Source organism: Alkalimonas sp. (assembly GCF_020831925.1).
In the GTDB taxonomy this organism is placed as follows: Bacteria; Pseudomonadota; Gammaproteobacteria; order Enterobacterales; family Alteromonadaceae; genus Alkalimonas.
This window is the reverse complement of record NZ_JAFIFQ010000022.1, coordinates 25,037-38,963: the sequence shown is the minus strand read 5'-3', so window position 1 is coordinate 38,963 and position 13,927 is coordinate 25,037. Positions and strand designations below refer to the sequence as shown.

Below are 13,927 nucleotides of genomic sequence, written 5' to 3'. Positions count from 1 at the left end.
AAAGCAGTTGCTGCCAGTAAGATGGCGGCTGCAGAGCCTGCAACTAATTTATTCAATTTCATCCTAACCTTCCTTCTAAAAATAAACAAGTTATCGCCATGCCATTTGCATAGCGGTGTTCTTTGTATCTTTTTTGATACGGGGGGGGTAGCGGAAAGCAATGATTTTTTCTTGATAATTTTATGATAAATGGCTGATCTGGTGATGGACTGGGGCGGTCGGATTCGTTTTGTGCCGATGGATGATGGGCTCTCGTCTTGGGGTAGGTATTTACCGTGCAGGGACGGTTAGGTAGCATTGGATGGGATGGGGGCACAGACTGGTGCCGGTTGGGCCATTTGCGGCGATGGCCCCGGCAACTGGTTGTTAAGTATTAAGCCAGCAGCGGAAAACGCGAGGCGATATCGCTGCCGGTAAAGTTGGCCACCCAGCCCTCCGGGTTATTGAACAAGCGAATGGCGGTAAAGTTAGGCTCGCTGCCCATATCAAACCAGTGCGGGGTATTGGCCGGTACACTGATTAAATCGTTTTGCTGGCACAGCACCTGGTAGATGTGATCGCCTAAGTGCAGACAGAACAAGCCTTCACCACGGACAAAAAAGCGCACTTCATCTTCGCTGTGGGTATGTTCAGCCAGAAATTTTTGCCGCAGTGCCTTTTTATCCGGGTGATCGCTACTGAGCGAAATCACATCCACCGTGACATAACCGCCTTGCTGTTTTAAGCGGTCGATATCATCGCTATAGGCTGCCAGAATGGAGGCATTATCGGTATTGGCATCGATCGGTTGATTGGCCTGCCATTGCTCAAAGCGTATGCCCACCTGCTGCAGTTTGTCCGCAATGTCAGCTGCGCTCTTGGTCTGGTACTGCACTTCTTCGGGTGCTGAGGTGGAAAACACGGTTAATGTGGACATAGTGAAACCTCGAATAGCTATAGGTTGACCTGGTAGAAGTCTTCTGCCGTTGGATGGCTGCCCGCTGGCTGGCCTTCACGGATCAACTGGCAGGTGGCAATACCTAACTGGCGGGCGGCATCCAGTTCGGCCACCACATCGGATAAAAACAACACCTGGCCAGGTGGGAGCTGCAAATGCTGCAGGATGGCGGCGTAGGATGAAATTTCTTTCTTGCCCCCCACCCGGGTATCAAAGTAGCCGCTGAAAAGTGGGGTTAAATCGCCAAAGTCGCTGTAACGAAACAGCAGTTGCTGTGCTTCTACCGAGCCGGAGCTGTAGATAAAGAGTTGCAAGCCCTGTGCATGCCACTGCTTTAGTTGCTCGGCAGCATCCGGGTACAAGTGGCCGGTGAAATGACCCTGCTGATAGCCCAGCCGCCATACCATGCCTTGCAAGGTCTTCAACGGTGTGATTTTTTCATCAGCGGCAATCCAGGCCTGCAATTGGGCAATGACGGTTTCGATATCAGCGTTCGGCTGTTGCATCTTTTGCCGAACGGCCTTCAGCTCAAGCGCTACTTCGGCCTGTTCGCTGCGTTGGCGGATAAAATCTGGCAAGTGGTTGGCAGCATAAGGAAACAGCACTTCGGTAACAAAAGCAATGCGGCTGGTGGTGCCTTCAATATCGGTGATCAGGGCGCGATAGTTCATAAGGTTCCTGTGAGTCGAATACGTTCCAGTTCACAGTGTATAAGAAATTCCCAGCCCTCTAAATGCCTTTTTGCTTCTTCCAGGCTTTGTCCCCAGACATAAAGGCCATGGCCACGTACCAGCAAGGCCGAAGCGGTCTGTACCTCAGGCCAGCGTTCGGCAACTTGCGCCGCCAGTGCTGGTATATCCTGGGTATTGTCGAAGATGGTTAGCGGGCAAGACTGATCGTGGCTGAGTTGGCCGCGAATGGCTTTTTGCATTTCATAGCCGCTAAATAGGTGTTGTTCAGCCTGAATTAGCCGTGAAAATACGGTGGCCTGCACCGAATGGGTATGCAATACCGCTTTGATTGAATCATCCAGCTGGTAAAGGCGGACATGCAATGCCGTTTCAGCCGAAGGTTTGCCAGGGCAGAGCAGCTCGCCCTCTGGCCAGCTGACTGGCAGTAAGTCCTGTGGGCTTAACTCACCTTTGTCTTTGCCTGATGCGGTCACCAGGGCACTGTGCTGCCCGCTGCGGATAGAAAAGTTGCCGCCTGTGGCCGGCACCCAGTGGCGGCTGGCAATCCAGCGGCCGGCGGCACACAGGGCAATGGCGTAGGGGTTGAGCTGATGCCCATGTTGCGTGGCATGATTCATAAAATTACACTCCTGAACGCCCTGACGTTTAGATGTCTATACATAAAAAGGTCTGAAATGATACCATGCCAGACTAATTTGGCAACTGCTCTGGCTTTCCATTTGGCTATTGATGGTTGCAGAATGGCAGCAGCAGGCGCTAAGGTAAAGGTCGTTCATGTTCAGGGCAACTTATGCACAGCACTTTTCATTCCAAACTGCCTGAGGTAGGCAGTTCGATTTTTAGCCAGATGTCACAACTGGCCAGCGAGCAGCAGGCGATCAACTTGTCGCAAGGCTTTCCGGATTTTGGCTGCGACCTTTTTTTATTGCAGCAACTGGCAGCTTTTAGTCAGCAGGGGCTGAATCAGTATGCGCCAATGGCCGGAATTTTGCCTTTGCGCCAGCAAATTGCCGCCTTGATTGCACGTTGTTACCGCCAGCAGGTGTGCCCGGAGCAGCAAATTACCGTCACCTCCGGTGCCACCGAAGCCTTGTTTTGTGCCATTCAGGCGCTGGTTCGCCCGGGCGATGAGGTGATCTTGTTCGATCCCGCCTACGACAGCTATGCCCCAGCGGTGCAACTGGCCGGTGGCCATTGTGTCCACATTGCCCTGACAGCACCGGATTTTAAGGTGGACTGGCAGCAAGTAGCGGACAGCATCAACCGCAACACCCGGCTGATTATCGTCAATAGCCCGCATAACCCGAGCAGTCAGGTTTTTTCGACGGATGATTGGCAACAATTGCAACGCTTAGTGTGCCAGCATGGTTTGTACTGCCTGAGCGATGAAGTGTACGAGCACATGGTGTTTGATGGCCGGCCACAACTGAGTGCCTTGTGTTTTGCAGACTTGGCGGCGCGCAGCCTGGTGGTCTCATCCTTTGGCAAAACCTTTCATGTCACCGGTTGGAAGCTGGGTTATTGTGTAGCGCCTGTGGCGCTGATGGCTGAGTTTCGTAAAGTGCATCAGTACGTGACTTTTTCCAGCTTTACCCCGGCGCAATTCGCGGTGGCGGCTATGCTGGAGCAGCATCCGGAGCAGGTCAGTGGCTTAGCTGCTTTTTACCAGCAAAAGCGCGATTGCTTTGTTGTTGCGCTTGCAGCCAGTCGTTTCAAGTTATTACCAGCCCAAGGCACCTATTTTCAGCTGGCCGATTACAGTGCCATCAGCGAGCAGCCGGATGTGGAGTTTTGTCGCTGGCTCACCATCGAGCACAAGGTGGCTGCCATTCCACTGAGTGTGTTTTACCGCCAGCCGCCGGCTCAGCGCTTGGTTCGATTTTGCTTTGCCAAAGACGGGCAGACGCTGCTGCAAGCTGCGGAGGTGTTATGTCGGTTGTAAAGGTGGCAGTGCTACAGACCGAGCTGTATTGGCAGGATCCAGAGGCCAACCGACAGCAGTTGGCCGGGCAGATTGCAGCACTGGGCGGTCAGGATCTAATCGTGTTGCCGGAAATGCTGACCACCGGCTTTTCGATGGACAGTGCCGCCGTTGCCGAGCCTGCGGGTGGTGAAACCCTCCGTTGGTTAAAGCAGCAGGCCGCCAGCAGTGGCGCCGCTGTGTGTGGCTCCGTAGCAGTCAAAGAGCAAGGCCAGTACTACAACCGGTTGTACTTTGTCACCCCCAAGGGTGAGAGCTTTCAGTACGATAAAAAGCATCTGTTTCGGATGGCAGGCGAGCACCATGCCTACCAGGCCGGCACGGAGCGGGTAGTCGTGCCCTGGCGCGGGCTGCGTTTCTGCCTGCAAATTTGCTACGACCTACGTTTCCCAGTGTTTAGCCGCAACCGCAATGATTACGATGTGCTGATTTATGTCGCCAACTGGCCAGCGCCGCGCCGCCTTGCCTGGCGTACCTTGCTGGCGGCCCGTGCCATTGAAAACCAGGCCTATGTCATTGGCTGCAACCGCATTGGCAGCGATGGCAATGGCGTTGACTACAGCGGCGACAGTTTGGTCATCGATTATCTGGGTCAGCCGCTGGCCGATGGTGTTGAGCGGGCAACGGTGCTCCAGGCAGAGCTGGATGGAGCAGCGCTGCAGCAGTTTAAAGATAAATTCCCGGCTTATTTGGATGCCGACACCTTTGAGTTCACGACAACAAGGAAACACGAATGAACTGGATTGGGATAGCAATAGCGCTGCTGGTGCTGCTTGCTTGCGGTGATACCGGGGCCCTGAACAACACTGAAAAAGGCGGTCTGGATGCGGGTTTTTGGCGTTATGCCACCGACCCCCATGGCAGCCGTGCCGACTATAGCGGTGATCTGGTGCAGGAAGGCATTGCCCGTATTGTATTTCACCGTGTGCCCAGAGTGGATGCCAAAAACAATTCCTGGGTGGAACTGATCTACGATCTGCCCGCCGGCAGCCTGCCACAGCAAGCCGTGATTGGACTAACCTATCAAAGCAGCACCGATCTGGTGGTGAAGCTCGCCCAGCTGGAGTATGGCGAGCAGGGTGATCAGAGTTACGCCCATTACCAGGCGGTGCTGCCAGCTACCAACGGCTGGCAAAGCGAAGCGCTGAGCTTGGTTGATTTCCAGCGGCCAGACTGGACCCCCGCCAGCTCGGTGGACAAGGGCATAGTGCCCGACCATGTCAGTGCCATTTATCTGGTGCCGGATTTGACCGATGAGCAGGGTGGTCAGGCAGTGTTGCAAGTGCGGGCATTGCAGTTTGAGTGATCACAATAGTTCCACCTTTCCCTTGATCTGAGGCCGGTTTGCCGTCATAACTGTCGATCCGGGCGCTTTTGCGCCAGTTTGGATGAGAACAACCAATGACAGCACTCACTGCGGAACTTGAACCCTTGTATCAGGCCGCCAAAGCGGCCGCTGCCCAGGCTTATGCGCCCTACAGTCACTTTCCGGTGGGGGTGGCGGTGCGCGCCCTGGATGGCAGCATTTTCACCGGTTGTAATGTGGAAAATGCCTCTTATGGCGCTACCGTATGCGCGGAGCGCAATGCTATTGCCGCTGGTGTGGTGGCTGGCAAGCGTCAGTTTGATGCTTTAATGGTGTACACGCCGCAACAGCAACTCACTCCGCCCTGTGGTTTGTGCCGTCAGGTAATAGCGGAGTTCTTTTTGCCGGAAACCATCATCTATAGCAGCAATCATCAAGCGCAGCTGCAAGGCTGGACGCTGCAGCAACTTCTGCCAGATGCCTTCACCCCTTTGTATTTAGCCAACAGCACCAAGGTGCCGACGGAGTAAGCCATGCCGATCCCTCAGGAAATTATCAAACTTAAACGTGATGGCAAAACCCTTAGCCAAGCCGATATTCAACAATTCGCCAAAGGTTTAACCGATGGCAGTTTCAGCGATAGCCAGGCAGCTGCACTGGCCATGGCGATTTATCTGAATGGCATGTCGGTGGATGAAAAAGTGGCACTGACGCTGGCGATGCGCGACTCTGGCACCAGTCTGAACTGGCAGGGCCAGTTGAATGGCCCTGTGGTGGATAAACACAGCACAGGTGGCGTGGGCGATAAAGTAACACTGATGCTGGCGCCTATGGTAGCGGCCTGTGGCGCTTTTATGCCAAGTATTGCGGGCCGTGGTTTAGGCCATACCGGGGGTACCGTAGATAAACTGGAAAGCATCCCGGGTTACAGCTGCAATCAGACGTTAAGCCGCATTCGTCAGTTGTTGCCGGAGTTGGGTTGTTTAATCGTCGGTCAGACCGATGAGCTGGCGCCGGCCGATCGACGCTTGTATGGCATCCGCGATGTGACCGCGACGGTGGAATCCATTCCGCTGATTACCGCCTCGATTTTATCGAAAAAGCTATCCGAAGGACTGGATGCATTGGTGATGGATGTCAAAGTGGGCAATGGCGCCATTATGGCCACGGCTGAAGATGCACGTGAACTGGCTTGCAGCATTGTCGATACCGCTTGCGGCGCGGGTGTGCCCACTGCTGCGCTGATTACCGATATGAATCAGATCCTGGGGCTTACCGCCGGCAATGCGCTGGAAGTGCTGGAAACGCTGGACTATCTAACAGGCAAGCAGCGCGAGCCGCGTTTGCACCAGTTGACGCTGGCACTGGGCGCTGAGATGCTGATGCTATCCGGTCTGGCAATGGATAAAGACAGCGCCATCAGCGCATTGGAGCACAGCCTGAGCAGCGGTAAAGCCGCTGAGTACTTTGCGAAAATGGTGGCCTCCCTGGGTGGCCCAACCGATTTGTTGGAAAAGCCAACGCAGCATTTAGCCGAGGCGCCAGTGAAATTGGATGTACTGGCCCCAGCCAGTGGTTACCTGCACATTAAAGACACTGTTGCGCTGGGTATGGCGGTGGTACGTTTAGGCGGTGGCCGCTCGCATCCGGAGCAGAAAATCAATCCGGCAGTTGGCTTTAGCGCTATCTGCCCGGCTGGCAGTCCGATCAGCCAGGGCCAGCCGCTGTTAACTGTGCATGCCGCCAATCAGCAGGATGCAGAACATGCGGTGCAGGAAGTACTGGCCGCCTGCGCTGTGGCGCCAGAGCAAGTTAACCTCAGTCCTTTAGTGCATCAACGTTTGGCATAAAGGGGTTTTGCAGTAACAAATACTCTGCCAGTTTGGCAATGGCAACGGCGTCTGGATGCAGGCCAGACAGGTTGGATAGGATCAAAATCGCCTGCCGCCGATCCGGTGCCAGCAGCAGGGCGGCGCTATAGCCGCCGGTGGCGCCGGTTTGCTCCAGCCAGCGGCGGGTACCTGCCCGACGCCTTTGCCAGCCCAGCCCTGCTGCCGGGTGATGCGCAGCCTGCATGCTGCGAATAGCGGGATGATTGGCGGTCAGTTGCTGTGCCAGCCAGATCCCGAGCTCATGGCTGCTGCTGTACAAGCCCCCGGAGCCGGTAAAGGCGGCAAAATCCCAATCCGGCGTGATGCTGCCATCCGGGTTTTGCCCGGCTACCAATGGAGCAGGTGGCTTAGGCCGCTCGGTGCTGCTGTGTTGCAACCCCAGTGGCTGCAACATGGCGGCTTGCAGCAGGGCTTCATAATCCAACCCGGTCATTGCTTGCATGCCAAGCGCCAGATAAGCGTAACCCAGATTGGAGTAGTGATAGCGACCTTGCCGTTGCTGGATGGCAGAGTTTGCCGGGCAATGCTGCTGCAGTCTGTGGCCATCGTAGTCGGCAAATGGATTGCTGTTGATTAGCGGCATATCGCCGATATCGTCTGGCAAAAAGGGCAAACCAGTACTATGGGTCAGTAAAGCTCCCAGTTCCAGCTGTGCCAGGGCCGGGCACAGCTCTGGTAGCAAGGAGCTCATGGGCTGTTCGGGCTGCAGGCTACCATCGGCAAAGCGAAGTGCAAACCAGTGCGCAGTGAGCAGCTTGGTAATGGAGCCGGTACCAAACAAGGCGTGTTGGTTGTGCTGGCGTTGCCACTGCCCCTGCTGGTAACGCAAGCCAAGGCTCTGGCTGGCAGAGTCAGACAACCAAAGGATGCTCAGCTCGGTCTGCTCCGGCACCTGGTGCAGCTGACGTGCCACGTGCTCTGTTGGTGACAGACTGCTGCAGGCCGTCAGAAGCAGAGCGACTGTGAGAGCAAAAATGCGCATAGCGGCTTCCGCAGTGATCGGGTAGTGCTAAGCTTAGCGAACTTTGTGCGGCTTGCAGAGACAAAAAAGCCAGCCTGGTAGGCTGGCTTGCTCAAGCACAGTGCCGACGCTTAACTGCGCTGGCGCTTCATCGAATCAAAGAACTCATCGTTGGTTTTGGTCATGCTGAGTTTATCAATCAGGAATTCCATCGCATCGGATTCATCCATTGGATGCAGGATTTTGCGCAGAATCCACATCTTCTGCAATTCCTCCTGCGACACCATCAGTTCTTCGCGGCGGGTGCCGGAGCGGTTAAAGTCGATGGCCGGGAAAATGCGTTTTTCGGCAATTTTGCGCGCTAAATGCAGTTCCAGGTTACCGGTACCTTTAAATTCTTCGTAGATGACTTCGTCCATCTTCGAGCCGGTATCGACCAGGGCGGTGGCGATGATGGTTAAGCTGCCACCTTCTTCGACATTCCGCGCCGCACCAAAGAAACGCTTTGGTTTGTGCAGGGCATTGGCATCAACACCACCGGTCAGTACCTTGCCGGAGCTTGGGATCACGGTGTTGTAAGCACGGGCTAAGCGGGTGATGGAGTCGAGCAGAATAATGACGTCTTTTTTGTGCTCGACCAGCCGCTTGGCTTTTTCAATCACCATCTCAGCTACCTGAACATGGCGACTGGCCGGTTCATCGAAGGTCGAGGCAATCACTTCGCCTTTCACCAGTCGCTGCATCTCGGTCACTTCTTCCGGCCGCTCATCAATCAGCAGCACCATCAGCACGCACTCAGGGTGGTTGGCGGCAATCGACTGAGCAATGTTTTGCAGCAGCAGGGTTTTACCGGCTTTCGGCGGGGCCACAATCAGGCCGCGCTGGCCACGGCCAATCGGCGAGGCCAAATCCAGTACCCGGGCCGTGATGTCTTCGGTACTGCCGTTGCCACGTTCCATCCGCAGGCGGTCATTGGCATGCAGCGGTGTTAAGTTTTCAAACAGGATCTTATTGCGGGCGTGCTCTGGCTTGCCAAAGTTGACTTCGCTTACTTTTAGTAGCGCAAAGTAACGCTCGCCTTCTTTCGGTGGCCGGATCAGGCCATCGATGGTGTCACCGGTACGTAAGTTAAAACGGCGGATCTGGCTGGGGGAGACGTATATATCGTCCGGACCTGCCAGGTACGAGCTGTCGCCAGAGCGCAAGAAGCCGAAGCCATCCTGCAGAATCTCCAGTACGCCACCGCCATAAATCTCTTCACCTTTTTTGGCGTGGGATTTTAAAATAGCGAAGATGATGTCCTGCTTGCGCAGACGAGCCATGCTGTCTAAGCCCATGGACTCGGCTAATTCCACCAGTTCATTGATTGGCTTACTTTTTAATTCTGTTAAATGCATAGTTGATGGGTTCTAGTTGATCTAAATAAGGGTTGTTAGCTTATCAGCGGGTTTGAAAAGGTTTGGAGTTGGTCTACTCGACAGACAAGCGTGGTCATGGGTGTTGTACTGCCAACAACAATAGCAGGTGATGGCGCAGTCGTCTATATGTTATCAACAAAAAACTGTGTAAAAAGTCAGCAGCATGGCAGAGCCGGGTGCACTCTGCCATGTGCTCACAGTGATTTAGATATTGCTGTCGAGGAATTCTTTCAGTTGCGTTTTGGACAAGGCGCCCACTTTGGTGGCTGCAACCTGGCCATTTTTAAACAACAACAGCGTAGGAATACCACGAATGCCGTATTTAGGGGACGTATTCGGGTTTTGATCGATATTCAGCTTAGCAATGGTGACTTTTCCTTGATATTCACCTGCTACATCGTCCAGAATGGGCGCGATCATTTTACAAGGGCCACACCATTCAGCCCAAAAATCGACTAAAACAGGTTGTTCAGCGTTCAGTACATCGGTTTCAAAACTATCGTCTGAAACATGTAAAATCAGGTCACTCATTGATTGTCTCCGTTATTGAACTGGGCAGATCGACTGCAAAAAATGTCATCAATTTAAACGCGGCTGTTTCCTAATGCAAGGCGAACAGTTATGCTAGGCTGGTATGAATAAAACACACTTAACATCGCACAAATTCGCTGATTTCGCATTGGCACCACAGATCCTGGACGCACTGAACAGTCTGGGTTTTAGCTATTGTACTCCAATCCAGGCACAGTGTCTGCCCCTGGCGCTAAAGGGCAAAGACATTGCTGGCCAGGCACAGACTGGAACCGGTAAAACCCTGGCGTTTTTAACCGCTACCTTTCACTACTTATTAAATAATGAGCCCAGAGGCTCGGGTCAGCCACGCGCAATCATCATGGCTCCTACGCGTGAACTGGCGGTTCAGATCCATCAGGATGCAATTGCATTGGCAAAAAGCTCCGGTTTTCGCCTTGGCTTGATTTATGGGGGCGAAGGCTATGATTCTCAACGGCAGTTGCTGGAACAAGGCGTTGATATTCTGATTGGCACCACAGGCCGCTTGATTGATTACCAGAAACAAGGCCTGTTTCAGCTGGATCAAATTCAGGTGGTGGTGCTGGATGAAGCCGATCGTATGTTCGATCTGGGTTTTATTAAAGACATCCGCTTTTTATTCCGTCAGATGCCGCCGGCCAACGAACGCCTTAGCTTGTTATTCTCGGCTACCTTATCCTACAAGGTGCAGGAGCTGGCCTTTGAGCAAATGAACGAGCCGGTGCATATCCATATTGAACCGGATCAGATGACCGCCAGCCGGATCAGCGAAGAGCTGTTCTACCCGTCCGATCCAGACAAAATGAAGCTGTTGCTGACCTTAATGGAAGAAGAGTGGCCGGATAAAGCCATTGTCTTTGCTAACACCAAGCACAGCTGCGAAAACGTACACGCCTGGTTGGAAGCCGATGGCCATCGCGTTGGCTTGTTAACCGGTGATGTGGTGCAGAAAAAGCGCCTGAAAATCCTGGATGATTTCACCCAGGGCCGGCTGGACATTCTGGTCGCAACCGACGTTGCTGCTCGTGGGTTGCATATTCCAATGGTTAGCCATGTGTTTAACTTCGACTTGCCGGACGATTGTGAAGACTATGTGCACCGTATTGGTCGTACCGGCCGGGCTGGCGAAAGCGGCAAGGCTATCAGTTTTGCCTGTGAACGCTATGCGCTTAACCTGACGGCGATTGAAGACTACATTCGGCATCCACTGACAGTCACGCAGTACGATGCGGATGCGTTGTTAACCGATTTAACCACGCCAAAACCACGGGCTCGCCGTCGTACCACCACAGCGCGCAGCGGTGGCGGTGGCCGTGGCCGTAGCGGATCCAGCCCAAATGCCAGCCGACGTCCACGCAGTCGCTGAGCCTGTTCGCTCAGATCAGCAGGATATCTACGCCGTCATCGATCTTGGCTCCAACAGCTTTCATATGTTGATGGTCAAGGTGGTTGGCGGCAGTGTACAGGTGATAGGCCGGGTCAAACGCAAAGTGCGGTTGGCTGCTGGGCTGAATGAAAACCTGGTGCTGAGTCGCCGGGCCATGAAGCGGGGCTGGGAGTGTCTGGCCCTTTTTGCCGAACGTTTGCAAGATATCCCGCCGCAAAACGTACGGATTGTCGGCACGGCAACTCTGCGACTGGCACGCAATGTTAAAACCTTCCTGCACGATGCTGAGCACATTTTGGGCCATCCGATCCGGGTGATCAGCGGGGAAGAAGAAGCCCGCATTATCTATCTTGGCGTGGCTCATACCTCCAACTGCGAACAAAACCGCCTAGTGATTGATATCGGCGGTGCCAGCACCGAAATTGTGATTGGTAAAGGCTTTGACCCCCTGAAACTCAGCAGCTTGCATATGGGCTGTGTCACCTTCCTTGACGCCTACTTTGCCGATGGCCTGCTGACTGAAGACAATTTTAACGCCGCGATTGCGGCCGCGGAGCAGACACTGGCGCCAATTTTGCCGGAGTTTACCGGACTGGGCTGGCAGGTGGCTGTGGGCGCTTCCGGAACCGTGCAGGCGATGCAGGAAATTCTGATTGCCCAGGGCATGGATGAGACCATTACGCTGGAACGACTGGAAGCCATTATGCAACAGGCGGTGGTCTGTGGCCGGCAAGATCAGCTTAGCCTGGTGGGGCTGGCGCAAGAGCGCCGGCAGGTGTTTCCATCCGGCTTGGCCATTCTGATAGCTTTGTTCCGTGCTTTAGGCATCAAAGGTATGACCTTATCGGGTGGCGCCTTGCGTGAGGGCGTGTTGTACAGCATGTTGCCAGAGCTGCAAGAAAGCGATGTCCGTCACCGCACCATTGCCAGTTTGATGGTGCGCTATCACATCGATCAGCAACACGCCAACCGGGTAGCCGATATGGCCCAGTCACTGGCGCAGCAGCTCAGTCCACGCTGGTCGCTGACGGCCTTCGATGGTTTGAGCTTGCTGCATGGCGCGGCTTTATTGCATGAGCTTGGTTTATTGATTGAATACAAAAACCACCATCACCATGGTGGCTACATCATCAGCCACTCCGATTTGCCAGGCTTTACCCGGGCGCAACAACAGCTGGTGATGGCGCTGGTTCACAACCACAGAGCCGATATCAATCGTGAGCTAATTGCCAAACAAACCATGACCTCGGTACTGCTGACAGTACGACTGACCCGGATACTGCGATTGGCTGTGGTGCTGTCGATGCGCCGGCGGCATGAAGCCCTGCCCAATGTGGTATTGGCCGGCAAAGGCGAGCAGTTGGTCCTGCAGATGCCCGCTGGCTGGCTGGATCAACACCCGCTGATGCGAGCCGAGCTGGAGCAGGAAGTGCAGTACCAGCAGGCCGCTGGCTGGGAGCTGGAGCTGCAGTGATGGTTTTACTGCAGCCTTGTTCTGAGCCGATCTCTGATAAGGTCAAGCAGCTCAAGGTTGCCCCAGACCAACAAGACTTTGTGTTGCCCATAGGCATCATTATTGCTGAGCAGCAGCCGACCGAGCACTTTCAGTTGGTGCATCACCAGCAGCAACTGGCAGGCTTTTTTCTGCTGGATACCGGCTACAGCCAGCAGCATGCGTTTGCAGAGCCATCCGATCTTGGTCTGCGCAGTTTCTTTATTGACCAGCAGGCTCAGGGGCGGGGCATCGCCAGCGCTGTATTGCGTCAGCTGCCTGCCTATTGCCGGCAGCAATTCCCCGGTTTCAAGCGGCTGGTACTGACCGTCAATTGCCGTAATCAGCCAGCTGCTCGCTTGTACCAAAAACATGGTTTTGCAGACAGTGGCCAGTTGTATCTGGGTGGTTCAGCCGGGCCACAGCATATTTTGTGGCAATCTCTGAGGAATGAACATGCGCTACGCCATTGAGCACCAACCCGAGTTGCAGCGCTTTCGCATTGTGCAGCAAGGCGAAGAAGCTCTTTTGGAATACCAGCTACTGGGCGATAGCGTCGATTTCTGGCGTACTTTCGTACCGGATGCACTGCGCGGCCAGGGCATGGCCGAGCAACTGGTACGGCATGGTCTGGCCTGGGCAGAGCAGAAGCAACTGGCCGTACAGGCCAGCTGCTGGTATGTGCAGAAGTTTTTGTAACCACACCCTATCACAAGGATAGATGCATGCATGGATTGCTGCTTGCTATTGGTTACCTGAGCCTGTTAGGCCTGCCGTTTTTTGCCTTTTTTACCAGTGCTGCTGTGACGAAGTGGAAGCCATTGGTGCTGGGTAGCTTGGCCGTGATGGCACTGATTTCGCTGGCCATGACGCTCGATATCCGTTTTAGCTGGCAACCACTCAATACTTTAGCTTGTGGTATTTGGTATCTTGGCTACTGCATGCTGGTGTTTGTGCTGTTACGAGTAAAACCACGTAGGCTGGGTCGTCTGCTGACCTTCGTGGGCGTATTGCCGATGATAGCATTGTCGATTGTTAGCATACTGGGCATGATGGTGGTGGTTTTTGTGGTTGGCGACTTAGTGCCACAACATCGGCAGGCGCAGAATGGCCTGATCTGCACGGTCTATACCAGTGGCAATGCCACCACTCGCTACAACTACCACCATGTGCATTTAACCAGACCTTGGTCGCTGCTGCCAATAGTAGAGCGCAGGCTGGAAGTAATCCGCATCCTCGATGAAGGTCAATCGCTGCAGCAATCGTGCGAGCAGGTTCATGGAAACAATGCTGCAATCACTGATTAGTT

Annotated in this window: 16 protein-coding genes; 10 read left to right on the top strand and 6 right to left on the bottom strand. The window is 54.2% G+C overall.

The window, feature by feature from the left end; translation table 11 throughout:
- Positions 1 to 373 precede the first annotated feature (373 nt).
- From JJU14_RS08820 to JJU14_RS08810, 3 genes are read right to left on the bottom strand one after another with little or no spacing between them, the layout of a single operon-like run.
- Positions 374 to 916: an acireductone dioxygenase gene (locus tag JJU14_RS08820; RefSeq protein WP_228612656.1), complete on the bottom strand. Its 543-nt coding sequence runs from the start codon at positions 914 to 916 to the stop codon at positions 374 to 376.
- Between the two features lie 17 nt (positions 917 to 933).
- Entirely contained in the window at positions 934 to 1,608 is a 675-nt protein-coding gene (gene mtnC, locus JJU14_RS08815; protein WP_228612655.1) for an acireductone synthase, read from the bottom strand.
- Positions 1,605 to 2,246, bottom strand: a complete 642-nt coding sequence (locus tag JJU14_RS08810) for a methylthioribulose 1-phosphate dehydratase (RefSeq protein WP_228612653.1) — start codon at positions 2,244 to 2,246, stop codon at positions 1,605 to 1,607. The genes mtnC and JJU14_RS08810 overlap by 4 nt, the downstream gene beginning before the upstream one ends.
- A 173-nt stretch (positions 2,247 to 2,419) precedes the next feature.
- On the opposite strand from JJU14_RS08810, the gene JJU14_RS08805 reads away from it, so the two are divergent.
- The 5 genes from JJU14_RS08805 (at position 2,420) to deoA (ending at position 6,766) form a co-directional block, all read left to right on the top strand.
- On the top strand, positions 2,420 to 3,571 hold the full coding sequence (locus tag JJU14_RS08805; protein ID WP_228612651.1) for a methionine aminotransferase: 1,152 nt from the start codon (positions 2,420 to 2,422) through the stop codon (positions 3,569 to 3,571).
- Positions 3,559 to 4,347, top strand: coding sequence for an amidohydrolase (locus JJU14_RS08800; protein WP_228612649.1), 789 nt, complete (start codon positions 3,559 to 3,561; stop codon positions 4,345 to 4,347). Before JJU14_RS08805 ends, JJU14_RS08800 begins: the two co-directional genes overlap by 13 nt.
- Positions 4,344 to 4,916 carry a hypothetical protein gene (locus tag JJU14_RS08795; RefSeq protein WP_228612647.1) on the top strand — a complete coding sequence of 191 codons (573 nt, stop codon included), beginning with the start codon at positions 4,344 to 4,346 and terminating at the stop codon, positions 4,914 to 4,916. The genes JJU14_RS08800 and JJU14_RS08795 overlap by 4 nt, the downstream gene beginning before the upstream one ends.
- Before the next feature lie 95 nt (positions 4,917 to 5,011).
- The gene (locus JJU14_RS08790; protein ID WP_228612645.1) at positions 5,012 to 5,446 is read left to right on the top strand and encodes a cytidine deaminase; all 435 of its coding nucleotides are present in this window, start codon (positions 5,012 to 5,014) and stop codon (positions 5,444 to 5,446) included.
- A gap of 3 nt (positions 5,447 to 5,449) precedes the next feature.
- Positions 5,450 to 6,766 (top strand): thymidine phosphorylase, encoded by a 1,317-nt coding sequence (deoA, locus tag JJU14_RS08785; RefSeq protein WP_228612643.1) that lies wholly within the window; start codon positions 5,450 to 5,452, stop codon positions 6,764 to 6,766.
- Here the strand turns inward: deoA and JJU14_RS08780 are convergent.
- The 3 genes from JJU14_RS08780 to trxA form a co-directional block, all read right to left on the bottom strand.
- Entirely contained in the window at positions 6,735 to 7,790 is a 1,056-nt protein-coding gene (locus tag JJU14_RS08780) for a serine hydrolase (RefSeq protein WP_228612641.1), read from the bottom strand. The genes deoA and JJU14_RS08780 overlap by 32 nt on opposite strands.
- A gap of 110 nt (positions 7,791 to 7,900) precedes the next feature.
- The gene (gene rho / locus JJU14_RS08775) at positions 7,901 to 9,166 is read right to left on the bottom strand and encodes a transcription termination factor Rho (RefSeq protein ID WP_228612639.1); all 1,266 of its coding nucleotides are present in this window, start codon (positions 9,164 to 9,166) and stop codon (positions 7,901 to 7,903) included.
- Between the two features lie 225 nt (positions 9,167 to 9,391).
- A complete protein-coding gene (gene trxA / locus JJU14_RS08770; protein WP_091343963.1) occupies positions 9,392 to 9,718 on the bottom strand; it encodes a thioredoxin TrxA in 327 nt (108 codons plus the stop codon).
- A gap of 103 nt (positions 9,719 to 9,821) precedes the next feature.
- On the opposite strand from trxA, the gene rhlB reads away from it, so the two are divergent.
- Genes rhlB through JJU14_RS08745 form a run of 5 tightly spaced genes read left to right on the top strand, consistent with a single transcriptional unit; the run spans position 9,822 to position 13,925 of the window.
- A complete protein-coding gene (gene rhlB, locus JJU14_RS08765; RefSeq protein WP_228612637.1) occupies positions 9,822 to 11,105 on the top strand; it encodes an ATP-dependent RNA helicase RhlB in 1,284 nt (427 codons plus the stop codon).
- A complete protein-coding gene (gene gppA, locus JJU14_RS08760; RefSeq protein WP_228612635.1) occupies positions 11,077 to 12,600 on the top strand; it encodes a guanosine-5'-triphosphate,3'-diphosphate diphosphatase in 1,524 nt (507 codons plus the stop codon). Before rhlB ends, gppA begins: the two co-directional genes overlap by 29 nt.
- Complete coding sequence (locus JJU14_RS08755; RefSeq protein ID WP_228612686.1) at positions 12,600 to 13,091, top strand: GNAT family N-acetyltransferase; 492 nt, start codon at positions 12,600 to 12,602, stop codon at positions 13,089 to 13,091. Before gppA ends, JJU14_RS08755 begins: the two co-directional genes overlap by 1 nt.
- Entirely contained in the window at positions 13,069 to 13,317 is a 249-nt protein-coding gene (locus JJU14_RS08750) for a GNAT family N-acetyltransferase (protein WP_228612633.1), read from the top strand. The genes JJU14_RS08755 and JJU14_RS08750 overlap by 23 nt, the downstream gene beginning before the upstream one ends.
- Positions 13,318 to 13,343: 26 nt before the next feature.
- The gene (locus tag JJU14_RS08745; protein WP_228612631.1) at positions 13,344 to 13,925 is read left to right on the top strand and encodes a hypothetical protein; all 582 of its coding nucleotides are present in this window, start codon (positions 13,344 to 13,346) and stop codon (positions 13,923 to 13,925) included.
- Positions 13,926 to 13,927 lie beyond the last annotated feature (2 nt).